This is a genomic window from Chondromyces crocatus, from assembly GCF_001189295.1.
Taxonomy (GTDB): Bacteria; Myxococcota_A; Polyangia; order Polyangiales; family Polyangiaceae; genus Chondromyces; species Chondromyces crocatus.
Genome location: NZ_CP012159.1, coordinates 4,956,396 through 4,979,878 on the forward strand (window position 1 = coordinate 4,956,396; position 23,483 = coordinate 4,979,878).

The window sequence follows — 23,483 nt, forward strand, 5'->3', positions numbered from 1 at the left end:
GCAAGCCCCGGACAGGATATCTGGGGGGTGGGTGTGGGCGCTCCTTCGCGTCCGCATGGCCTTGGAGGAGTAGAATGAAGCGTTCTGTTCGGTTCTTGGCGCTCTGCGCAGGCCTTGTCGCCAGCTCTGCCGTGCAAGCGAGGGAGATCCAGGGGTACGACGTCAATGCAGGGATGCCTGCGCGCAGCCTGCAGCCTGCGCTGGCGCAGGCGGCGATGAAGGCGGGGGGCGTGATCTCCGCGACGGACGAACGTCAGGGCGTTCCCTCCTTCCTGTGGGCCGTCAAGGACGGTGTCAAAGCCAGCAAGACCCACAAAGTCCCCCGGAACATCCAGAAGCCGGCGGAGGCAGCCCGATACCACCTCGAGCGATTCGCCAGGGCCTACAACCTGGGCGACGCCGCCGTGGCCTCGGCGAAGGTGGTGCACGTTCACGACCTCGGGCGAGGCGCCGTGGTGGTCACCCTGCGCCAGCACATCGATGGCACCGAGGTGTACCGCCAGGAAATGAAGATGATCCTGAAGCAGGATCTGGAGCTGGTGGCCATCTCCGGCAACCTGCACCCGGATGCCAAGGCGACGAGCAAGCCTGGCGCACACGTCTTCAACCTGCCGCACGCCCACGCGCTCGCTGCCGCGTTCCAGGACCTCTACGGGGTCCCCACGCCGCCCAGCACCATGCTCGAGGCTGGTCGCAGTGATGGCGGCTACATCCGCTTCAACCTTGCCCCCACCCCGAAGATGAAGGGGTTGACGCTCGGCTTCACCGAGCCGGCGCGGGTCAAGCAGGTCTTCTACCCCGAGGGCAAGAAGCTCGTCCCGGCGTACTTCGTCGAGATCTACGCGGGCCATCAGGACGTGAACGACTCCGACTACGTGCGCTACGTGATGGCCGCCGACAACGGCCGCATCCTGTACCGCGAGCACCTCGAGGCGAACGACGCGTTCGACTACCGCGTCTGGGCCGAGGCCGTGGGCAACGGGCGGCCGCTCGACGGCCCCATCGGTGACTTCACCCCGCATCCCACGGGCGTGCCGGACAACTCGGAGCCCCCCTTCATCGCGCCCTCGCTGGTGTCGATGGAAGGGTTCAACATGCCGGGCAGCAACCCGGATCCCTGGCTCCCCGCCAACGCCACGGAGACCGTAGGCAACAACGTCGACGCCTACGTCGATCACGTCGCGCCCGATGGCTACACCCCGGGCGGCGACTCGCGCGCGAGCCTCACGGCCCCGAACACCTTCGACCGTGTGTATGACCCGACGCTCTCGCCGACGGTCAGCACCAACCAGTTCATGGCTGCCACGACGCAGCTCTTCTACGTCAACAACTGGCTGCACGATTACTTCTACATCTCCGGCTTCGACGAAGCGGCGGGCAACGCGCAGGCCAGCAACTTCGGCCGAGGCGGCGTCGAAGGCGACGTGCTCCGCGCCGAGGCCCAGGACGGCGTGTTCGCGGGCAACCGCAACAACGCCAACATGAACACGCCTGCCGACGGCACCTCGCCGCGCATGCAGATGTTCGTGTGGTCCGCGCCGGATGTCTCCCGCAGCCTGACCCTCCAGCCCTCGAACACCACCCCCACCACCGGCTCGGCGGCGTTCGGCCTCCAGAACTACAACCTGACCGGCCAGGTCATCGTGGCGAACGACGGCAACACGGCCGGCGGCACGGGCACGGTCACCGACGGCTGCGAGACCAACTGGGCGACCTCCCCGTCGGGTCGGATCGTGCTCATCGATCGCGGCGTCTGCTCCTTCAAGCTGAAGGCGGTCAACGCCGAGGCCGAAGGCGCGATCGGCGTCATCATCGCCAACAACGCGCCGGGCGCGGGCCCCATCACGCTGGCCAACGGCGCCCCCGAGGGGACGATCGTCGGCATCCCCGTGATGTCGATCTCGTACGAGGACGGCGTGGATCTGAAGGCCGCCATCACGGCTGGCCAGGTCAACGCCACCCTGCACCGCGTCTCCCAGGCCGAGCGCGACGGCACCATCGACAACGCCATCGTCGCCCACGAGTGGGGCCACTACCTGCACCACCGCCTGTCGCGCTGCGGCAGCCACGCTTGCCGCGGCATGAGCGAAGGCTGGGCCGACTTCACCGCCCTCCAGATGATGCTCCGCGAGCAGGACGATCTCGAAGGGACCTTCGCCGTCGCCATCTACTCGACGCGCGTCCTCGGGGACAACGGCTACTACGGCATCCGTCGCTCCCCCTACACCCACGACATGGCGAAGAACGGCTTCACGTTCCAGCACATCCAGAACGGCGTGCAGCTCCCGTCGCAGCCCATCCAGCCTGCCGCGGTGGACAACGCCCAGCAGCACAACGCGGGCGAGATCTGGGCGTCGATGCTCTTCGAGGCCTACCGCAACGTGCTCCTCGAGGCCAAGCAGCCCGGTTCGGCGGTCTCGTTCGACGAGGCCCAGCGCCACTTCGCCGACTACGTCGTCGGCGGCCTGCTGGGAGCGCCGGTGGACACGACCCACACCGAGATCCGGGACAGCATCCTCGCCGTCGCCTTCGCCTCGAACCCGGACGACGCCATGCTGATCGCCCAGGGCTTCGCGCGCCGCGGCGCCGGCACCTGCGCCGTGTCGCCGCCCCGCTACTCGATGGACCTCATCGGCGTCGTCGAGAGCTTCGACGTGCGACCCACGGTGAGCATCGTCGGGACGAGCCTCGATGACAGCGTCGTCTCCTGCGACAACGACGGCGTGCTCGACGCCGAGGAGACCGGCAAGCTCAAGGTCGAGATCTTCAACTCCTCGCTGGTCACCCTGACCGGCGCGCAGGTCGAGATCGCGACGACCACGGCCGGTGCCACCTTCCTCGGTGGCAACACCGTCGCCGTCCCCGACATCGCACCGTTCTCCTCGACCACGGTCGAGTTCGACGTGGCGCTCGATGCCTCCTTCACGCAGCCGGCGCACCTCGAGTACGAGGTCCGGCTGACCAGCGACGAGGCCTGCATCACCGAGCAGAGCCTCACCTCGGCGCCCTGGATCAACATCGACGACACCACGGCGACCACCGCGGTCGACACGGTCGAGAGCGAGAACACCGCCTGGACGCTGGGGAGCGCGGACGCGCTGGATCCCGCCACCATCTGGACCCGGGTGCAGGTCACCCCGGGCAACCACGTGTGGCACGGCGTCGACTTCTCGAGCCTCTCCGACACCTGGCTCGAGTCGCCGGATCTCCTCGTGAGCGACACCGATCCGCTCGTGATCTCCTTCGAGCATGCCCACGACTTCGAGGCCGACGACACCTACTGGGACGGCGGCGTCATCGAGCTCAGCCCCGATGGCGGCACCACCTGGGAAGACATCACCACCTTCGGCGTCGACCCCGGCTACGGCGGCGTGATCACCGACCTGGCGGGCAACCCCCTCTCGGATCGCGAAGCGATCGTGGGACAGAACGCCTCGTACCCGCAGCGCGATGCTGTCTCCCTGGACCTGGGCACGGCGCTCGCTGGCCAGACGGTTCGCCTCCGGTTCCGCATCGGCACCGACCAGGCGGCGGGCGCGATCGGCTGGACGCTCGACAACATCGGCTTCCAGGGCATCACCAACACCCCGTTCGGTGAGCTCATCGCCGACCAGACCGTGTGCTCCACCGGCGTGGGTGGCGCAGGCGGCGGCGGCGTCGGCGGCGGTGGCGTCGGCGGCAACGAGCCTGGCGTGGGCGGCAACACGCCCGGCGTCGGCGGCTCTGGCGCGAACGAGCCGGGCGACGGCTCGAACCCCGAAGGCGGCTGCGGCTGCGTCGTGGCTGGCGGCGACTCCACCTCGGGAGCGGCCTCCCTCGGCGCCCTCGCGGCGCTGGGCCTGCTCGTCTCGCGGCGCCGGCGCCGCGCGGCGAACTGAGCCGACGACCCTGATAGCGGCCCTCGCCTGAGGCGCCGAGCGGCAGCCGCTTCCTGAGACGCGGCTGCCCCGCTCGGCGCCCGACCCGACCCCTTCCGCCCTGGCGGAGGGGGTTTTTCGTGGCTCCCTCCCTCCGCCCGCGACCCTCGCCAAGATCGCCCAAGTGCGCCCCCCGGGGGGCCCGGCTACGCTCCGAGACCACGGGGTGACCATGGAGACCACGACGAGCTCTTCCGCGCTGCGCGACCCTCCGCCACCCGAAGCGCGGATCGACCACTTCCGCCCGGAGGGCCTCGACGGCGTGCGCGTGATCCGGGTCGTGGGTGAGACCCAGATCCAGACCACCTTCACCGAGGGGTACTCCCTCGTGGCCATCCACGGCGGCTGCTTCGAGGACCTCTACCGCCGTCGGAAGCGCCTCCGTCGCGCCGGGGACCTGAAGCTCAAGGAGCCCGGCGAGGTCCACCGCGACCTGCGCATCCTCGCCCCCTTCTCCCTCCAGGTCGCCGTCGTCGCCCCCCGCCTCGTCGAGGAAGCCGCCCTCGCCCTCGGCCTGCGAACCCCCGTGCAGTTCCTGTCCGAGCCCAGACACGACCACGAGCTGGCACGCCGCTGCGTCTTCGCGCTCCACGAAGCCCTCGCCGACGAAACGACCGACCCCTTCACCCGGGAGACACGCCTCACCGAAGCGATCACCGAGGTCGTCGCCGCCTACGCCGAGGGAACGAAGGCACCCACGCAAGACCCCGTGCCCCGCGCCGTGCGACGCGCCCGCGAGTACCTGCACGAGACGTTCGCCGACAAGATCACCCTCGACACCCTCGCGGAGCACGGCGGCATGGACAAGTTCCACCTCGTGCGCGCCTTCCGGGAAGCCCTCGGCGTCCCCCCCTACGAGTACCTGACCCACCTGCGGGTCGCGCGCGCAGCGTCCCTCCTCGTCGCTGGCGTCGCCCCCCGCGAGGTCGCGCAGACCGTCGGCCTCTATGACGAGAGCCAGCTCCACCGCCACTTCCGGCGCATCATGCGCACCACGCCAGGCCGCTACGCCGCGGCCCATCGCGTCCCACGCCGTTCAGGAGCGAACGCGCTCCGCCCCTGACCGGGCCGACCCCGGCCGACCGGGCCCGCCGCACGAGGCCTGCACCTCGACGCGCGCCCGACCCCCTGCACCTCACAGAAAGATCCCGCCCGACGCCTCGATGCGCTGCCCGTTGATCCAGCGCGCCTCCTCGGAGCACAGGAACGCGACCACCCCTCCGATGTCGTCCGGCTCGCCGATGCGCCCGAGGGCCGTCTGGCTGGCGATCGCCTCCCGCACCCCCGGGTGCGCGTCGAAGCCCGGCCGCGTGAAGTCCGTATCGATGGCGCCAGGCGCGAGCACGTTGCAGTTGATGCGGCGCGGCCCCAGCTCCTTCGCCAGGTAGCGCGTGAACGCCTCGACGGCCGCCTTGAGCGACCCGTACGCCGCGTAGCCCGGCAACGAGAACCGAGCCAGCCCGCTCGAGAAATTCACGATGCGGCCTCCATCCGAGAGGTGAGGCAAGAGCTTCTGCGTCAAGAGGTAGACCCCCTTGAAGTGGACCGCGTACAGCGCGTCGATCTCCTCCTCGGCCGTCGCGGCGATGGGGGCATTCCGCTCGATCCCGGCATTGTTGATCAGGAAATCGAAGCTTCCGCGATCCCACTCCGTCCGGAGCCTCCCCGAAAGCTCCGTGGCGAACCCGTCGAACGACCCCGCCTTGCCGGTATCGAGCGCCAGGGCGACCGCCTTGCGACCCTTCCCGCGGATCTCGGCGACCACCGCCTCGGCGTCCGCCTGCCGACTTTGATACGTCAGGACCACATCATGGCCGCGCTCCGCGAGCCGCAGCGCCGTGTTCTTCCCGAGCCCGCGGCTCCCACCCGTCACGAGGGCAATCTTGTCCGTGCTCATGCGCATCTCCTTCGTGGGAGAAGATGCCGCGTCCCCCCGCACCTCACTTGGGCGGTCTTGGCAGAATGTGCATCGCCCCCGCCCCGACGTGATGACCGCAGGCCTCAGCGCCGCCCCTCAGCTGAGACCGCGCAGCAGCACCACGACGGGGCCCCGACAGCGCCGACGGCGCGACCGTGCGGAGGCCGCCATGCCCCCCAATGCCCTCGATTCCCCGGGATTTCCCGCGACATGGCGACCGACCGCCTCGCGCTCCCGCCCCTGGCACGCCCCCTGCTCACTGCGACCGCCGAGGAGATGATGATCATGCTCACTGGCTCTTGGCGTCGCGTTCGGTTCGCTCTCATCAGCACGGGGACCCTCTCTTGTGCAGCCCTGAACCTCGGCTGCCTCGACCCCGGCGGCCTCGATCGCGACCTCGACGTGGACGCCACCGAGAGCCACCTGACCGTCAACGCGGCCAAGCCTGCGGCCGGCACCGTCAAGCTCGCCGGGAGCCACCAGGCTGCCATCGACGCGGCGAAGGCCGCGGGCGGCATCGCCAACCTGGGGCCAGACACCGACGGCGACGGCCTCAGCGACGCCGACGAGATCGCCCTCGGCCTCGACCCCTTCAACGCCGACGCCGACGGCGATGGCATCCCCGATCCCATCGACCTCGACCTCGACAACGACGGCATCCCCAACGCCATCGAGTGTCACTCCGCCGCCCTCTCCCTCGCCAACGGCAGCTTCGAGCAGCCCTCGGTCCCGTCCGGCACCTACCAGCTCATCCCCAAGGCCAACATGCCCGGCTGGCAGACCACCGCCCCCGACCAGGTCTTCGAGGTCTGGGGGACGGGCTTCCTCGGCGTCCCCGCCGCGGAAGGCCGCCAGTTCGCCGAGCTCAACGCGAACCACGTCTCCACCCTCTACCAGGACATCAACACCACCCCTGGCCAGGTCTACCTCTACCGCTTCTACCACCGCGGCCGTCAGGGCGCGGACACCCTCGCCTTCTCCATCGGCGCCCCTGGTGCTTCCGTCGAGATCCGCCAGGTCACCACCGGCAACAGCGCCTGGCAGCTCGTCACCGGCGTCTACACCATCCCCGCCGGACAGACCGTCTCGCGCTTCTCCTTCGAGTCCGTCAGCGCTGCCGGCGGCAACCCTGGCGTCGGCAACTTCCTCGACGGCATCTCCTTCACCCCTGGCTGCACCCTCGACACCGACGGCGACGGCATCCCCGACGCCCGTGACAGCGACTCCGACAACGACGGCATCCCCGACGGCGTCGAGGCGGGCCATGGCCTCGCGGACGAAGACGGCTGGGTCTCTGGCCCCTACGGCGCCAACGGCCTCGCCGACAGCGTCGAGACCGCCATCGACTCCGGCATCATCAACTACACGGTCGCCGACACCGACGGCAACGGCACCTACGACTTCCAGCAGGTGAACGACGACGTCGACGGCGACGGCGTCCCTGACGAAGAAGACAACTGCCCCGACGTCTACAACCCCTCCCAGATCGACAACGACGGCGACGGCGTGGGCAACGCGTGCGACCTCGAGTGCGTCACCGTGCAGCGCGGCACCTTCGGCGACGTACAGGACTCCTTCATCAAGTCCGACAGCCTCGACTTCCCCTACGGCGCGTACCCCTACCTCCTCATCGGCCCGAAGGCGGGCACCCTCGCCACCGCCTACGTGCGCCATGACGTCTCCTTCCTTCCCCTCGGCGCCGAGATCGCCTCCGCCACCTTGACCGTGTCCTACTCGTGGCGCGCCACGAGCGGCGCCGTCGACGTCCACCGCACCCTCGCCTCCTGGAGCGAGGCGACGCTCACCTGGAACAACGCCGCGAGCTTCGACCCCGCCGTCACCAGCCAGCTCCTCGTCCCCACTGGCGCTGGCACCTCGTCCACCGACCTGACCGCGCTGGTCCAGACCTGGGTCGACGGCGTGAGCCCCAACCATGGCGTGACCTTGACCGGCGTCGACCGCACCGAGCTGCGCTCCAGCGAGCACCTCGACCTCGCCAGCCGCCCGAAGCTCGCGGTCTGCTACTACGCCCCCGACACGGAGATGTGAAGCCCAGGTCCAGCGCTCTCCGCACCGACGCCTGAATCGAGCCTCACCGACGCCTGGATCGAGCCAATCCCTCCGAACAGCAAAGGCCCTCTCTGCCCTGGCGGAGAGGGCCGCCTGCATTCATCGGCGGCACCCTCACGCCACCACCTCGCGCGACGTGCATCACCCCTCTGTGGCTCCCGGACGCGCCGTCGGAATCGTGCATTCCACACAGCGCGGTTGACCCTCCCGCGTGCTGCGGGTGACCTTCATCATGCGGCGGAGCGCACCTGCTCCGCCGTCTGCTGCGGCGCTTGATACCCATGGGGGGTCGATCGTGCCGCCAGCTGGAGTCGCTCCCGTGGCGCCGTGGGCTGCGGGAGCCGTCGCGTCTGCGCCTCCAGGGCGTGGTCACGAGAAAGGAGAAGGCGGAGATGCGCGTCTGGAGTCTCTTCTTCGCAGTGGGTTCCCTCGCCCTCGCCAGCGGCTGCGCCGACGACACCGAGCCGGCCGTGGATGCCGCAGGCACGGCGACCGATCTGTCCCTCGGAGCCCATCACGCCTGCGTGATCCGGAGCGATGGTCAGGTCAAATGCTGGGGTCATGCGCTCCACAACCAGCTCGGCCTCAGTGACGGCAAGAACCGCGGCGATCTGCCGGGTGGGATGGGGGACGCACTCCCGAGCGTCCAGCTGGGAAGCGGCCGGCACGCCACCGCGATCTCCGCGAGCAGCTCCCACACGTGCGCCGTGCTGGACGACGGCCAGCTCAAGTGCTGGGGCACAGGCTTCGAAGGGCAGCTCGGGCTCGGGAGCATGCACCATACGGGCATCACCCCGGAAGAGATGGGGGATGCGCTCCCTGCCGTCGACCTCGGGAGAGGAGCGCTGACCGTCGCCGTCTCGGCGGCCAGAGAGCACACCTGCGCCCTCCTGGACAGCGGGAGCGTCAAGTGCTGGGGAGAGCTCTTGTTCGGCCGGCTCGGTCTGGGGATGACCTACGGAGGCCCGCACGGCCTCTCCATCGGGGATGGTCCTGGCGAGATGGGCGATGCCTTGCCGACCGTCGACCTTGGCACGGGAAAGACGGCCGTGGCCATCGCCACGGGCGACGAGCACACCTGCGCGCTCTTGAATGATGCCCGCGTCAAATGCTGGGGAAACGCTTCCCTGACGGGGACCGGCAGCCTCCATGACATCGGTCATGATCCCGACGGCATGGGCGACGCGCTCCCCCCCATCGATCTCGGACGGGGAAGGACGGTCACGGCCATCGCCGCAGGAGGCATGCACACGTGCGCGCTCCTCGATGACGGCACCGTGAAATGCTGGGGCGTGAACAACGACGGCCAGCTCGGCCTCGGGGATACCGAGCAGCGCACCCGGACGCGTGACATGGGCGACGCGCTCCCGAGAGTCGACCTCGGGACGGGCAAAGCGGCCATTGCCATCACCGCTGGCTCCTCGCACACCTGTGCCCTCCTCCACGACCGTTCCGTCAAGTGCTGGGGGTACGACAACGGCACCGGCTGCCTCGGCGTGGGCGCCAGCGGACAGATTGGCGACGAACCTGGCGAGATGGGCGACGCGCTGCTCGCCGTCGACCTCGGGAAGGGAAAGAAGGCCGTCCAGATCCAGGCCGGCGTGGCCCACACCTGCGCACGCCTCGACGACGACACCGTGAAATGCTGGGGCCGCAACGACAGCGGCCAGCTCGGCCTCGGCGACACCAACGCCCGTGGAACCACGACATCCCAGATGGGCGACAACCTCCCGGCTGTCTCCTTCTGAGCTGAAGCGCACCTCGAGCCCGACCACCATCGTCCCCTCGACGGCCATCTTCGACGTCTCCGGCCAGCACATCTTCCGGTTTCCCAGGAGCGACGCCTACGGTGACCACGACGACCTTCTCGTGGACCGAGCGCGCTGGTTCGCGACCTGCCGAGCCCTCGGCGACATCGCCTTCGGTGTGACCCTGGCGCGAGAGGAATACTTCACTGCAGGCCACCGGGCATTGCAATGGCGCTGATCGAACCGCGCTTGCGAACTTCGCGTCGCCCCCTTCCGCGCCTCGGACTCAATCGCAGAGCCGTTCGAGATATCGCTCCCGGTGGAGCAGAAAATCCCGCGTGAGCTGGTAGTGCTCCGTTTCCTCGTAGCGAACTGGCGCGATCCCCTCCGAGGAGAGGAGATAGATCTGCGCGTCTGGATACGCCATGACGATCGGCGAGTGGGTGGCGACCACGAACTGCGATCCTCCGCGCGAGACGAGGTCATGCATCCTGGCGAGGAGGACGAGCTGCTTGGATGGCGAGAGCGCCGCCTCGGGCTCATCGAGCACATACAAACCGTTCGGACCGAACCGGTGCTTCAACAGCGCGACGAAGGCTTCCCCGTGCGACTGTTCATGGAGGTCCCGGCCACCATAAGCATCCACGACATCGAGACGCTGGATCTCCGTCGCAACGTTGAAGAAGCTCTCCGCGCGCAAGAAGAACCCCGTCCGCTCCCGTCGTGCTCCTCGCACCAATCGTGCGCACCGGTGAAGCTCCGACTCGGAGCGGCGCGTGGAAAACGAAAAATTGCGGGTTCCGCCTTCCGGGTTGAGGCCAGCAAGAACCGCGATGGCTTCGATGAGCGTCGACTTTCCCGAGCCGTTGTCCCCGACGAGGAACGTGACCTTCGGATGGAGCGGCAGCGGTTCCAGCTGTTCCAGCGAGCGTATCGCCGCGATCGAGAAGGGATAGGCGTTCCAGTCGGTGACGCGCGTGCGGACCAGCGAGAGCGCACGCAAGAAAGGCTCAGGTACGTGTCGTTTCATGGACGGCTCGAAGGTGAATCGTCGGGGGGCGTGCTTGCAACGGACTCCTCTCGCCACGTCGATGTTTTTGCCTGCCGGCGACCATCAGTCCACGGCGCGCTGCGTGAGCAACCCGCTCCGGGGACCACGTGTGAAGGGGGGCGAGCAGTCCATCGACATGGCGCAGGGTTATTTCCTGGCAAATCGCGAGGCGAGCTGCCGGTAGAATCCCACAGGCTCGATCTGGGCGAATCTCTGCATGCTTGCAGTGCGCTCATCGGGCGTCTTCTGCACCAGACGAGCCATGAGACTCGCGTACCGATGTCCGGCTTCGCGAAAGAGCCGATCCGCTGACCGGATGGCGTCGACAGGAGCCTTCGTTTGCAGCTCTTTCCGAACCGGAATCCCAAGCTCCTGGATGACCTCAGCGGAAAGCGTGCTGAGCGACTCGGGGAGAGCGTCATCCTTGGGATCCATGAACTCGACGAGCTTCGTCAACAGGCGGAGACGAGAGTTCGGCGATAGACCGTGGTTCTGTACCAATGCCTCCTCAATCTCCTGCCGCGCTTCACCGTGTTCCCCGCATAGACTCAGTACCCATGCCTTTTCCAGTGTGTGCTCTGTGCGCTCCTCTGCTGTCCGCAGAAGTGTGGTTGGAATGGAGAGAATTTCGTTGCGCGCCTCGTGATAACGCTTGCGGGTCGCGAAGATGAGGGCTCGCTGGGACTTGATGCTCTTCTGTAGCCATCCATCGTAATCCTGGAGCGCATTCTCCTCATTCAAGTGATCCAGCAGTCGGAGTGCTTCATCTGGAGAGGAGTCCGTCAATCTGATGACATCCATCACAGCTTCGTCGAAGGCCATACGTACACGAAGCAGATCGGCGCATCGGTCACACAGTCGTAGGCTCCGTCCCTCCACATCTTGCTGGAGACCAGGATTCTGATGGCACTCATCGCAGAGAGGCAAGTCCTGCATCAGTTGTAATCTCCAGGGAGTGGACATCGATCAAATGGCCAGGCGCCTGCGCGTTTGCATTCTCTGAAACAGCCACCGCAGTCCTTTCGATTGCCGTAAGTTCCACGGTTCCACTCCGGCTGCCACGGGTCCTGGAGGCAGAACTCCTGCAGCTTGAGACAGCGCTCAAGCTCAGGGTCGTCCGATGCCGCATCGCTGGACAGAGCGACACTCATGATGAGGCAGAGACCAAGAATGCCAGTGGTGGCGGTCACAGCAGGAAGCAGGAGCGGAGCCTGGAAGATACCGACGCCGACGCCGAACCACTTGACCGCCTCAGCGTAGTTGCCGGTGGGATCGATGCGGTTCATCGGATCCCCCAGCGCGTAGGCGTAGAGGTTGGCATCACCGCCGTCGAAGAGGAGTGGATCCTTGGCGGTCCATCGGCTCGTCTCAGGGTCGTAGTCGCGCGCGCCAAACCGCACGAGATGCGTGTCTGGATCGTACAGTCCCCCCGCAAAGCCGAAGGGCTGGAAGCCCGGGTTGGTGTCGAGCAGGACGCGGCCAAAGGCGTCGTAGTCGATCCGCTGGGCAATCGCTCCTGTGGCAGCGTCGATGACGAGCCGCACGCTGCCGACGTGGTCGGTGATGAGCCGATACACCGCGCCTTGCTTGAGCATCACCTCCGGGACATTGATCCTGTCGACATAGATGAAGCGGGCAACGACCGCGCCGCTCGGGCCTATCTCGGCAGCCGGCTGGAGCCTGTCACGGTAAAACCAGCCCTGCACCAGCGTGCCGTCGACCTTCTTGCCGACACGACGTCCGAGGCCATCCACCACGTAGTCGACCACCGAGCCGCTGGGCAGCGTCACCTGCCGCAGGTTGCCGAGATCGTCGTAGCTGTAGTGCGTGGTGTCACCGGTGGCGGTATCCATGCGGTTTTGAAGGGGGCCCGCATCGTCGTAGGTGAAGACGAGGTCCCCTTGAGAGAGCAAACGATCCTGCGCATCGAAGTGCCCCTCGACCGTGGCATCGGGCGTGACACGAGCGAGGTGATTCCCGTTCTCGTCGTGATCGATGTGAAGCGCCAAGCTGCTGTCGAGGTAGACGTCGCGCAGACGCCCTGTGAGATCGTAGTCGTAGCCGATGACGTGGGTGATTCCGTTCAGCGTTTCGGTCTTCTCGACGATGCGACCCAGCAGATCACGGCTGTAGGCGACCGTCATCAAGGGAGAGCCATCGACAACGACGTTCCGCCCGATGATCTCGCCGTAAGCATCATGGCTCAGCGTCTCGACCACCTGCCCGACGGTGATGCCTTTGAGCAAACCGTTCTGGGAATCGCGTGTGAGCGTGAGTGGTCCAGCGCTGGTGAGCAGGCCATCGGGATCTCGCCCGAACGCCACCGCGTACCCACCGTTCACCTGCTCCTCTGCGAGCTTCAGATCGTTGTCGTAGATCCGATGCACGGTGCCGCTGATGGCGCCTGTCCAGGAGATGTCGGTGAGCAGCTCCCCATCGTGGATGAAGCTCAAACCAGCCCCGGCCGGCCCGGTGAGGGTCGCCAGCTTGCCAGTGGTCGGGTGGTACGTGCGCGAGACGGTTCCCGCGCCGGATGTGAGCGCGGACAGGCGCCCCGCCGCATCCCGCGCATGGGTCAGCGCCGCGCCGCCAGGCAAGGTCGTCGTGGCGAGCTGGCCGTCGAGGTCGTAGCTCCATTGCGTTGGTGTCGTCGGTCCAGCGGCCGGAGATGGCGGTGTGTACGACGCACGCAGATCGAGCGCCGTGTAACCGAAGCTGTGCGCAGGTCGGCCGGGCGGCGTCACCGAGACCAGGTTCCCGACGAGGTCATGCTCGTAGAGCACCACGTCACCATCCGGCCGCAGTGCTTCCTGCACGCGCCCCACCGGATCGACGACGAACCCCTCCACCTGCCCGAGCGGATCGGTCGTGCTGACCCGAAACCCGTGCGGACCGTAGGCATGCGTGATGGTGCGCATCCCCTGCGTCATGGCGTCGAGGCGCCCGTGCGGCCCATAGGTGAGCTGCACGGGATGAATTCCTGCTACCACGATCTGCACGACACGACCTTGCAGATCCGCCGTCGTGACGAAGCTCTGGCCCGCCGGTGTCGTGCGTGTCGTCGTCCGTGTCCCTCGCGCAAATACGTCGACGAATGACTTTCCGTTGATGTTCGTGATGTCCTGAAGGGCGACGAAGCTCGACGGATCGGCAGGGTTCGACAATGTGGCGCTGCGTGAGCGCGTCACCGTGAGCGCCCGGCCACCTGGTGTGGTGAGGATCTCCTGCTTCCGGTAAGGCGACAGCATCCCGAACACCGGATCGGGCGCCAGCGACCAGCGCACCGTGCGCCCGTCCGGAAGCTGCATCGTGGTCTGTCCAGCGGCACCTGGACCCCGCGTCCCCATCAGCCCGGCGCTGCTCGTGACGCTACGCTGCACGTCAGCCGCCCCCGGACGCTGGACCGCATACGTGGTGCTCCGTCCGAGTGCCGTCGTCACACTCACCCTACGCCCATTGCCGACCGCACTGCGCGTGAGTGTCTTGCTGCCGCCGGCAGGATCGCTGTCTTGCGTGAGCTGCCCGAGGGCGTCGTACGCAAACGTGTGCTCACGGCCGAGCGCATCGGTGCGTCGGGTGAGCAGCCCGCGGGCGTCGTAGCCGAGGGTGGTGTTCTCGCTGGCGGGGTTACTGACAGCAGCCAGCAACCCTACGGCATCGATGCTCAACGTGGTGGTCTGCCCGAACGCTCCAGTGAGCGCCGTGGCCGTCCCGCTGGACCCCCGCGAAATCGTCAGCAGCGCGCCATCTCCATCCTGAATCGCTGTGAGAAGTCCCGCCTGATCGTACTGAAACCCTAGCAGCGTCGCCCCCGTCCGCACATCGATCGTGCGCAGGTGCCGCCCCGTCCCACTGAACACGTATGCCTTCCGGGCATCCTCGGTCGGGATGGCCACCTCCGTGAGCGCCACCCCGGGCAGTGGCGATCGCGCGATCCGCCGTACCCGGTGCAGCACCATCTCGGCCGTGTACAGACCGCCATCCGGTCCCAGCGCGAGCTGCGCGATGGTCCCGACGCGCGCATTCAGGGCGCGCTCCCCTTCAGGCAGCGGAACATCGCAGCAGCTCCCGGTCCCCGCGACCGGCTGGATCACCCCATCCGGCGTGATGCTCCGGATCAGGTAGCCCGTGCTATCTGCAACGTGGAGCGTCCCCTCCGCGTCCAGCACCGCAGCCGTCGGATTCCGCAGCCGAGCCGCCCGCGCTGGCCCGCCATCCCCCGTCGTTCCTGCGATGCCTGTTCCCGCAAACGTCGTGATCCTTCCGCGCCGATCGACCTGACGGATCCGGTGGTTGTCGTGGTCGACGACGAACAACCCCCCATCACGCGCGACCACGACCCCTCGCGGACTCCCGAGGCGTGCCGCCGTCGCCAGCCCCCCATCCCCCGAGAACCCCGCCGTCCCGGTACCCGCAACCGTGGTGATCGTCCCATCCGGCCCCACCCGCCGGATGCGGTGGTTCTGCGTGTCGGCGATGAACAGCGTTCCATCCTCGGTCACCGCGACGCTGAGCGGATTCCGGAGCTGCGCTTGCGTCGCCGGCCCCCCGTCCCCCGAGAAACCCGCCGTGCCGCTCCCAGCGACCGTGGTGATCGTCCCATCCGCCGCGATCTTGCGCACCCGATGGCCACCTTGCTCTGCGATGTAGACGCTCCCATCCGCCCCCAGCGCGAGCCCTCTCGGCGCCTGGACCTGCGCCTGCAAGGCCGGCCCCCCATCTCCCGCACCACCGCTCACCCCTGTGCCCGCGACCGGCCAGATGAGCCCCTCCGGATCGACTCGCCGGATGCGCGCCTGCCCCGTGGAGCTCAGGTACACGCTCCCATCCGGCCCCACCGCCACCCCGGAGACCGTATCCAGCGGCGCCTGGATCGCGAGCCCTCCATCCCCGAGCGCCCCTGTGGTCCCCCCCTTGCCCGCCACCGTGCGCAGCTCGGTCCCCAGCGCGGCCCCCGTCTGCCGCCGTCCATCCCCCAGGTAGAGCACCTCCGCGCTCGGGCTGTAGACGTGGTGTACATCGACCGTCCAACCGCCGAGCCCCAGCGCCGACGCCGTGAGCCCCCCGAGTCGACCTCGCCATCGCTTCCACGCGATGACATCGCTGCGCGTGCGGCTGTACGCGATGTCCTCGCTCGCGAACGCCCCGAAGGCTGGCGCCGAGTCCCGCGGTGCCAGGTACACCCCCTCGTAGGCGTACCCGATCCGCACCGTGATCGGCTGCTCCCCCTGCATCTCACGACCGAAGGCATCCTTGCCGTCCCACGAGAACGTCGTCTCGCTGCTCGGCGCGCAAGGACAAGCGAACGACTGCTCGATGTGCCGCCCCGCGATCTCGACGTGCAGCTCGATGCGCTTCACCGACGCGGGGACGCCTCCACGCGCGAGCGGGATCGTCAGCGTGCTCCGCGCCGCATGACCCGCCGCGCGATCACTCCGGTAGTGCAGCGAGAACGGCGTCCCAGCGATGGGCAGCGCCTCCCCGAGCACCTGGTTCTCGCAGTCGATGATCGAGCCTTGCTCCTCGCAGGCCGCGGGCTCCGGCTCACTCCGGTCGGGATTCCGGTTCTCCTCGCCGCCGTCCCCACCCTCGCCCCCCTCCATCGAGCAGGTCAGGCTCAAGGGCACGCACGCATCGGCCGGAAACCCGTACGGCCAGTTCGCGTCCCATGGCGTGAAATGCTGGATCGGCACCCGCCACAGCGAATGCCCGGGTGCGTAGAGTGCTGCGAGCTTCGCTTGCTCCTCCGGCGTGATGCCCAGGAGGTCCAGCGTGGCGCTGTCGTCGGCCGCCCCGTCGCCATCCGTGTCGAGCGTCGCAAGGCCAGAGAGGACATCGACGATCGCGATCACACGCCCATTGTCCGAAGGGACCCACGCTGCCCGCGCGCGGTCGTAGTAGCCCATCGGCACCACCGTACCGGCGGGAAACCCGAGGAAATTGTCGACGTAGAACGGGATGGCTTGGTTGAACACCACGCTCACCGCCCCCACGGCGAGCGCCTCGTCCGCGCTCAGCTCGACAGCGTACGTGTACCCGCTCGTCGGCGGCAGCTCACCCGGCATCGCGGCTGGACCGTGCTCTCCCACCGTGTACTCGGTGGCGCGTAAGCTGAGCGTGGAGAGCGGCTGGAGCGTGCCATCCGGCAGCAGAAGCTCGGCCGTCGTGCCTGGTGGAAACAGGACCGTCGCCTGGCGGGTGCCATCCGCGTCGGTGACGACGCTGCCGCGGGCTTCGGCATAGGGAGGGGCGGTGTCGAGATCGAGCCGCGTGACCTGCGGATCGAGCGGAACGAGCACGACGTCCGGAGCCAGCGCATGGCCTTGCCACGGAACGTCGACCCGACGCGCCGCTGGTAAGAAGCCGGCAGCTTCGTAGGTCACCACGAGCGACCCGCCCCCTCGAGCCACCATGGTGAAGCCGCCATCGGCGAACGTGCGCGTCGTCCCGTACTCCGGGTGATCGAGCACGGAGATGGTCACCTCGGGCAACGGGTCGCCGTCGACGCGGCGCACCGTGCCTCGAAGCCCGGCGGCGCGTCGCGGAGAAAGGATGCTCGGATCGGCGCCAGGCTGGATCGGATCGACGCCTTCGAGCAGGAACGCGAGGCCGTCCGCAGGTAAAGACGCCACCGTGCGATCGAGCGGCGCGCAAGCCGTGTGCGTGATGCCATTCACGGCATCGCACGCGTCGAATGTGCAGGGATTCCCATCGTCAATCGCGGGCGGCGCTCCTGGAGCGCAATGGCCCGCCCCGTCGCACGCCTCGTCCCCATTGCACGGGTCGGCATCGGGGCAGGGCGTCCCCGAAGGGGCGGGAGGACCGTTTGCGCCCTGAGGAAGGCAGACGGTGACCGTGGATGCACCCCCTTGGCCCCCTCCTGCGCCTTGCGCATCTGCGCTGCCATGGCCACCAGCCCCGCCGCTGCCACCGGCACCGCCGCTGCCACCGGCACCTGCGCTGCCATGGCCACCAGCCCCACCCCCGTGGATGCCGCCGCTACCACCGCCGGTCCCGGCCTGCGCATCGTCGCGACCGCCATGTCCACCACCGGAAGGCGCGCCAGCCGTGCTGCTCGTCGTCGAGGCTCCATCCGCTCCTGCATGTGCGTCATGGCCTCCCATTCCCTGAGAGGAATCCCGGGAAGGAGCAGGCGGATTGCAGGCGCAAAGCAGGGCGAGCGCCATCCCTGAAGAGAGGCGAGGACTCATCCAGCGCATCGACGGAAAGCCCTCCTGGCCGACGATCAGAAGCACGCGGCGTCTCCAGGCCAATTGCACATACCGTACCCTCACGCCCGGACTGACCGGTTACCAGGAGCTTGTGTATTCCGTTCGGTCAGGGGTCGTTGCCATGCACAACGGCACGCATCTGGGTCGACGATGATCCAGCGAAACAGGCCTCTCTGGGAGGGTCATGATCCATCCCTGAGCTCCTCTGGAAAGCCTCTGGCGTGCTCGCGGGGGGAGCTGGGGTCCCGAACGTTGGGCCCACCGAGCAGCGGTATGGAACGGGCTGCCTCGTGGGTTTGATCCATTGTGTGACTCGTCGTGTTTTTCCCACGCGAACCTTCCAAGTCGATCCATGGGGAGCGTGGACGGCAGAGCACCCCATTGCTTGTCGGCATTGTTCTCTGCCTCGAAAACGCCCGTGAACCATCCATCCCCACACTCGGGTGAGAAATTCGTTCCAGTCCCTCGCCATACACCAGCTCAATGCCTTGACCGACGCCGGGACGTCACACGAATACTCCCACTCCGTGAAATCACTTCAGCTCCTGGTGGTGGCTTGCAGCCTCGTCGCTCTGGTGACCTGCGGACGTGCGGACGAACAGCGAGCCCCTTGCGAAGGCGCCTGCTGCACGGCCCCCTGCGATCCCTGCCGTGACGGCGCCTGCGAGGACACCGACGCGCTCGGCTGGGAGCCCCCTGTGCTCCTCTGGTGGGGCGACGCCGACGACCCCGCACCAGGCTGCCCTGCCTGGGCTCCCCACGTCGTCTTCGAGGGCATCGACGGCCTGTCCGCAAAGCAGAGCTGCCCCTCCTGCGCCTGCGGCCCTGCCGAGTGCAAGCTCCCTGCGGGAATCGTCGTGTGGGACGAGTTCATGTGCAACGCGCACGACGTCCCCGACCCGAAGTTCACGCCCTTTCTCGCTCCGGATCCCTGGGACGGCTCCTGCGTCACACACCCCACGATCCCCGCGGGGACCTACAGCTCGGTCCAGTACCTGAGCACGACGCTGGCCCCGTGTACGCCCCGCACCGGCCCGGAGCCGATCGTGGCAGAGCCGGTCTGGGCGACGCACGCGCGCGCTTGCAGCGCTGGCAGCACGCCGCCTGAAGACCCGGTGCCACCAGCAGAGCAAGTCCCACCCGCTGGCTTCAAGGAGTGCCTGTGGCGCCGAGGCGAACCTGGCCCTTGCCCAGCGCACCATCCCGAACGACGGGTGTTTCACCACGACATCGAGAACTCGCTGGGCTGCACGGCGTGCGCTTGCGGTGAACCGATGGACGGCGACTGCCACGCCTTGCTCCGACGGTTCGATCTCCCGGCGTGCGACATGACCCCAGGCAAGTGGAGAGGCAACTCCACGGATCTCGACCGCTCTCCCTGCAGCGGCTCGCTGGGCGGGACCAGCCCCATCAGCCTGGGGAGCATCAACGCCAGGTGGTACGAGCAGCACCCCGGCCGCTGTGACCCTTCGGGAGGTAGCCCAAGCGGCGAGGTGTGGACGAACGAGCAGACGACCTTCTGCTGCGAGGCAACGCGATGATCTCCAGACGCTTTCAGGGACCACGACGTCATCAGCGGTTCCGCAGCAGGACCCAGGCAGGAATTGCCCTCGGCATGCTGGCCCTGCTCTTTGCCTTGATCCCTGCTTCCTGCAGGTTTGGACGGGTCCTGATCTACACCTGCCCCGATCCCTGCAAGACCTGCAACGACCCCTGCCATCCTTGCATCGAGGCCGAGGGAGAGTGCGTTCCGGATGCGCCGTTTGGCTGGGCCGGACCTGTGCTCGTGTGGGCCGCGCCAAGAAACGTCGAGCCCCCGCCCTGCCCAGGGAACGCCCCGTCGCGCGTGTATCAAGGCTACGACGGCCTCAACGTGGAGCGCGGCTGCCCACGTTGTTCCTGCGGACCCATCACGTGCATGGCGCCCACGACCATCGCCGCCAGCGATCAGCCTGTGTGTACGGGTGATGAGCCGCGCGACGACGACCTCCACTTGCCCATCCCGGCGGTCTGGGACGGCGCGTGCCTCGACGTGCCCGCCATCGCTGAAGCGGATGTTGCTTCGCTCAGCGCATCCACGACGCGTGTGGCCGCCTGCGAGCCCAACTTCGGTCCGGTCCCCTCGACAGGAGACTTCAGCTGGGACTTCCACGCCATGGCCTGCGCCAACGAAGACGGCCCGCGGGTCTGCCAGGACGAAGTGCAGTGGTGTGCTCCCCGCGCCGAAGGCGATTTCCATCAGTGTGTGTACACCCGCGGTGACGAGCCCACCTGCCCCGCCGGGTATCCGAAGCGGCGCGTGTTCTTCGAAGGGATCGACGGATCGCTCGCGTGCTCTTCCTGCACGTGTGAAGGCCCCTCGGTCAGCGCGTGCAGGGCCGATCTCTTCGGGTTCAGTGATCCGGGATGCAACGATGTCGTCGTCGAGCTGACTTCGGAGCTCGGGCCAACAAGGTGCAACGACCAGGTCAGCCCCGGTGGCCTGCGCAGCCTCTCCCTGAGCTGGACCGTCAACGAACCCGGCGCCTGCACCCCACGCGGCGGCAGCCCGACTGGCCGCGTCACCGCCGACACCCCGACCACCTTCTGCTGCCTCTGACGAGCTGCTGCCTCTGACGAGCTGCTGCCTCTGACGAGGAGCCCCTCCTTGGACGAGGGTGGCCTCTGAGAGTCCCTCCTCGGCTCGGTCCCTCCTCGGCTCGGTCCCTCCTCGGCTCGTCCCTCCTCGGACAGGTGCTGCCTCTGACCGGGCCTGCCTCTGACGGGGCCTGCCTCTGACGAGGGTCCCTCCTGCCGTCCCGGAGCTTCCGCCGTCCATCGTGAACGTGAGCGGCTGGCCCCCACGCGCGGACGGCGACCCCTCCCTGGCTCACCCTCCTGACCGACTCCCCGGCCTCTGCAGGACGCCATCCGGGGGCAAACACCGGGTGTGTCGGCGTCACCCCACCAGCAGTTCTGGCGCGAAACTGGGGACGTCGGCGCCTCCCGCCAGGAGTTCGAGGCCGTGAACTGGGTGCGTCGGCGCGGCCGCCTCGGGTTGGACCGTGAAACTGGGTACGTCGGCAGCGCGCGGGGAGGGGTCACCGCGAAACTGGGGACGTCGGCGGCCGACACGGCCCGTATCGCCGCGAAACTGGGTGCGTCGGCGACCCCCGACAGAGGCAGTTTCGCTGCGAAACTGGGTGCGTCGGCGGCTGACCGGGCGGCTTTCGGAGGGAGAGCCGGTGCGTCGGCCGCGGACGACGGGCTACACCACGACATCCTGCGCGTGGCCGTGAGCGCTCGCGAGGCTGGAGCGAGAGCGCCACCGTCGCCGGCCGACGCCCCCGAGGCTTCCGCGCTGAAAGCGGGTGCGTCGGCGTCCGACCACCGCAGTTCCGCGGGCCATCATGCCCTGGTGTGCATCGGGCGTGCAGCGCAGGGGAGGCCGATGTCCCGCCAGCACCGGGCAGCGCCGCCCCTCGACGTCCGACTTCCACATCACGCACCTTGGCCCGAGCGGCGGCCAGCAGGACCTCATCGTTCGGATCGAGCGGCGCCGTGAGCGTGCGTTCGAGCATGGCCTCCAGGTCCCAGAGGACACGCTGCTCGGCCTGGTCGGCGAACTCCTGGTCCTCCGACGCATTGAAACGACTCAGCCAGTCGAAGAGAACCAGCGCCTCGTCCGAGGACAGCTCCAGCATCACCGGGCGTTTGACCCTACGATTCCAGTGCGTCCACCGTGGACGACACGCTCCGTCGCCGTGTCGTGCCAGGGCTCCGACGTCGTTGACATGGAGGATGCACAGGGGTGAAGCTCGAGCGTCCCTCCCGACGGACGGATGGCCAGCCCCTGGAGGCTCGATGCTCCGGATTCACGCAGACCAGCTCGCGATCTTCGAGCACGCGGCCTTGCACGATTTCGAGGAGGAAATGGTCGAGCACTGCGCGGTATTATCGCCTTGGATCGAAGCCGCCATCGATCGAGGGGGGCAGGTGGCGATCGTCCGCGCAGCCATCGCCCGGGCTGCGGACTACGGCTTCACGCTGAAAGGGCCGGTGCGCCTGTTCATCGAACTGGGCTTCCTTCTCGGCCACGGTTTCGACGCGGATGTGCAGTACCCGTGGGCGCGCATGTTGCTCACCCGCGCGGGGGAGACCCGACCACGGGGCGCTGACATCGAGCAGATGGATTGCGCGGCAGGGCTCCACGGCGCAGCCAGGGACGCGCTGAGGGTGATCCGAGGCCCCGGTGACCAAGCCCTCTGTTCCGCGCTGCGCCGCTTCTCGGATCTCATGTCGAGGCCATTATCGAGCCAGCGGGACGATGTGACGCGCATGGCGCTCACGCGCTTCAAGCACGTCCACCCGGAGAAGTTCGCTTTCGTGGGTGAGCTGGCGCTTCGCACGTTGGTCGCGGAGGCAACCGAAGAGGCGGCGCGACATGGTCTCGACACGCCATGGGACATCCTGCTTCTCGTCTCGTGCATGTTCCTTTACGGCCAGGGCTGCACCCGCGATCCGAGCCTCCCCTGGATCGCGCATGCGTTCGCCGACGAGACCAGCGCGTCGCCTGCCCTCCGGTCGCTTCGGTTCGAGGAGCAAATGAGGAGAACGATCCGCGACACCCTCGCGGCCATGGAGCGAAATCGATGAGCTGTTCCCCCACCGACCCGAGAGAAGGCCAGTCCGCTTCGCAGACGGTCCGCGCGCTGGTCGCCGGATGCAATGCGTCGTGCCCACGCTGCCATGCCAGGATCACCTCGGCGCAACTCCAGGAGATGTTTCCCAGGGCTCCTGCGGATCGCGTCGACACCGTGCGCGACGCCTTCAATGGCTGCTACGAGAATTTCGAGCTCATTCGCTGTCTACGCAAGGCTCACTTCTTTGCACAGGTCCTTGGTGAGTCGGGGAACGCTCTGAATCCAAGGACGGAGGACACGAGGTTTTCGAGACGAAACATCCAGAATCTCTGGCCCAGTCGCAACCTGCTCGGTCAATACCCCGATCTTGGCGCGCTCGTGGATGCGCCCCAGGAGACACGCGATGCCGAGGCGATTGCAAATCGGGTCTACGCAGGGCGTAACGGTAATGGTGACGTCGCGAGTGGTGATGGCTGGCGATTCCGCGGCCACGGCTACATCCAGATCACCGGGCGGGGAACGTTTCAAGGCGTCCAGAATACGATGAACTCACGGTATCCAGGCCACGGGCTGGACATCATGAACAACAGCGATCAGGTCAGTCAGCCGCGGGGGGGCATGATCTCGGCGATGGCCTACTGGTACTGGAAGGCGACGCTCAATCCCGAAGCGGACAAGGGCGACGCCAATTCCACGGTCGACGAGGTCACGCGTCTCGTACGTGGCGGCAGGGACAACGACATCAACGCCGAGCGTCGCGCGGCGTACCGGACGACCATGCGCACGTTCCGCACGCCAGACTGCCTCGATCGGGACAAGCCTTCGAGCGCGGCGCAGCGATGGTACCAGAGTGACGAGATCCCGCGCGCCAGCATCGGGTGATGTTGCGTCGCGCCGGGACCTGGCGCATCTCCGTGGCGTCGTC

General features: G+C 67.7%; 12 protein-coding genes. 8 read left to right on the forward strand and 4 right to left on the reverse strand.

Annotated features, from left to right (window positions below):
• The first annotated feature begins 74 nt into the window (after nucleotides 1-74).
• Both CMC5_RS46525 and CMC5_RS18370 read left to right on the forward strand, forming a co-directional pair.
• The gene (locus CMC5_RS46525; RefSeq protein ID WP_050431646.1) at nucleotides 75-3,878 is read left to right on the forward strand and encodes a M36 family metallopeptidase; all 3,804 of its coding nucleotides are present in this window, start codon (nucleotides 75-77) and stop codon (nucleotides 3,876-3,878) included.
• Between the two features lie 211 nt (nucleotides 3,879-4,089).
• The gene (locus CMC5_RS18370) at nucleotides 4,090-4,980 is read left to right on the forward strand and encodes a helix-turn-helix domain-containing protein (protein WP_156338705.1); all 891 of its coding nucleotides are present in this window, start codon (nucleotides 4,090-4,092) and stop codon (nucleotides 4,978-4,980) included.
• A 72-nt stretch (nucleotides 4,981-5,052) separates the two neighbouring features.
• On the opposite strand, the gene CMC5_RS18375 is transcribed toward CMC5_RS18370, so the two are convergent.
• Entirely contained in the window at nucleotides 5,053-5,820 is a 768-nt protein-coding gene (locus CMC5_RS18375) for an SDR family oxidoreductase (protein ID WP_050431648.1), read from the reverse strand.
• 225 nt (nucleotides 5,821-6,045) lie between these two features.
• On the opposite strand from CMC5_RS18375, the gene CMC5_RS18380 reads away from it, so the two are divergent.
• On the forward strand, nucleotides 6,046-7,884 hold the full coding sequence (locus tag CMC5_RS18380; protein WP_050431649.1) for a DNRLRE domain-containing protein: 1,839 nt from the start codon (nucleotides 6,046-6,048) through the stop codon (nucleotides 7,882-7,884).
• 413 nt (nucleotides 7,885-8,297) lie between these two features.
• Nucleotides 8,298-9,653 carry an RCC1 domain-containing protein gene (locus tag CMC5_RS18385; protein WP_169796577.1) on the forward strand — a complete coding sequence of 452 codons (1,356 nt, stop codon included), beginning with the start codon at nucleotides 8,298-8,300 and terminating at the stop codon, nucleotides 9,651-9,653.
• 286 nt (nucleotides 9,654-9,939) lie between these two features.
• On the opposite strand, the gene CMC5_RS18390 is transcribed toward CMC5_RS18385, so the two are convergent.
• The 3 genes from CMC5_RS18390 to CMC5_RS18400 all read right to left on the reverse strand — a co-directional run bounded on the left by CMC5_RS18390 (nucleotide 9,940) and on the right by CMC5_RS18400 (nucleotide 17,381).
• Nucleotides 9,940-10,683 carry an AAA family ATPase gene (locus tag CMC5_RS18390; protein ID WP_050431651.1) on the reverse strand — a complete coding sequence of 248 codons (744 nt, stop codon included), beginning with the start codon at nucleotides 10,681-10,683 and terminating at the stop codon, nucleotides 9,940-9,942.
• Nucleotides 10,684-10,851: 168 nt separating this feature from the next.
• Nucleotides 10,852-11,526 (reverse strand): hypothetical protein, encoded by a 675-nt coding sequence (locus tag CMC5_RS18395; protein ID WP_156338706.1) that lies wholly within the window; start codon nucleotides 11,524-11,526, stop codon nucleotides 10,852-10,854.
• Between the two features lie 113 nt (nucleotides 11,527-11,639).
• Nucleotides 11,640-17,381, reverse strand: a complete 5,742-nt coding sequence (locus tag CMC5_RS18400) for an NHL domain-containing protein (protein WP_050431653.1) — start codon at nucleotides 17,379-17,381, stop codon at nucleotides 11,640-11,642.
• 1,082 nt (nucleotides 17,382-18,463) lie between these two features.
• Here CMC5_RS18400 and CMC5_RS18410 point away from each other — a divergent pair.
• From CMC5_RS18410 to CMC5_RS18430, 4 genes are all read left to right on the forward strand, one after another.
• Nucleotides 18,464-19,477: a hypothetical protein gene (locus CMC5_RS18410; protein WP_156338707.1), complete on the forward strand. Its 1,014-nt coding sequence runs from the start codon at nucleotides 18,464-18,466 to the stop codon at nucleotides 19,475-19,477.
• Between the two features lie 377 nt (nucleotides 19,478-19,854).
• The gene (locus CMC5_RS18415; protein WP_156338708.1) at nucleotides 19,855-20,535 is read left to right on the forward strand and encodes a hypothetical protein; all 681 of its coding nucleotides are present in this window, start codon (nucleotides 19,855-19,857) and stop codon (nucleotides 20,533-20,535) included.
• A 1,244-nt stretch (nucleotides 20,536-21,779) separates the two neighbouring features.
• Nucleotides 21,780-22,571 (forward strand): hypothetical protein, encoded by a 792-nt coding sequence (locus CMC5_RS18425; RefSeq protein WP_050431658.1) that lies wholly within the window; start codon nucleotides 21,780-21,782, stop codon nucleotides 22,569-22,571.
• A 161-nt stretch (nucleotides 22,572-22,732) separates the two neighbouring features.
• Nucleotides 22,733-23,440, forward strand: coding sequence for a glycoside hydrolase family 19 protein (locus tag CMC5_RS18430; RefSeq protein ID WP_156338709.1), 708 nt, complete (start codon nucleotides 22,733-22,735; stop codon nucleotides 23,438-23,440).
• Nucleotides 23,441-23,483 lie beyond the last annotated feature (43 nt).

Bases quoted from the DNA above. Each gene is read 5' to 3' on its own strand.
- CMC5_RS46525 (WP_050431646.1), top strand. From the start codon at position 75: ATGAAGCGTTCTGTTCGGTTCTTGGCGCTCTGCGCAGGCCTTGTCGCC.
- CMC5_RS18370 (WP_156338705.1), top strand. From the start codon at position 4,090: ATGGAGACCACGACGAGCTCTTCCGCGCTGCGCGACCCTCCGCCACCC.
- CMC5_RS18375 (WP_050431648.1), bottom strand. From the start codon at position 5,820: ATGCGCATGAGCACGGACAAGATTGCCCTCGTGACGGGTGGGAGCCGC.
- CMC5_RS18380 (WP_050431649.1), top strand. From the start codon at position 6,046: ATGGCGACCGACCGCCTCGCGCTCCCGCCCCTGGCACGCCCCCTGCTC.
- CMC5_RS18385 (WP_169796577.1), top strand. From the start codon at position 8,298: ATGCGCGTCTGGAGTCTCTTCTTCGCAGTGGGTTCCCTCGCCCTCGCC.
- CMC5_RS18390 (WP_050431651.1), bottom strand. From the start codon at position 10,683: ATGAAACGACACGTACCTGAGCCTTTCTTGCGTGCGCTCTCGCTGGTC.
- CMC5_RS18395 (WP_156338706.1), bottom strand. From the start codon at position 11,526: ATGGCCTTCGACGAAGCTGTGATGGATGTCATCAGATTGACGGACTCC.
- CMC5_RS18415 (WP_156338708.1), top strand. From the start codon at position 19,855: ATGGCGCCCACGACCATCGCCGCCAGCGATCAGCCTGTGTGTACGGGT.
- CMC5_RS18425 (WP_050431658.1), top strand. From the start codon at position 21,780: ATGCTCCGGATTCACGCAGACCAGCTCGCGATCTTCGAGCACGCGGCC.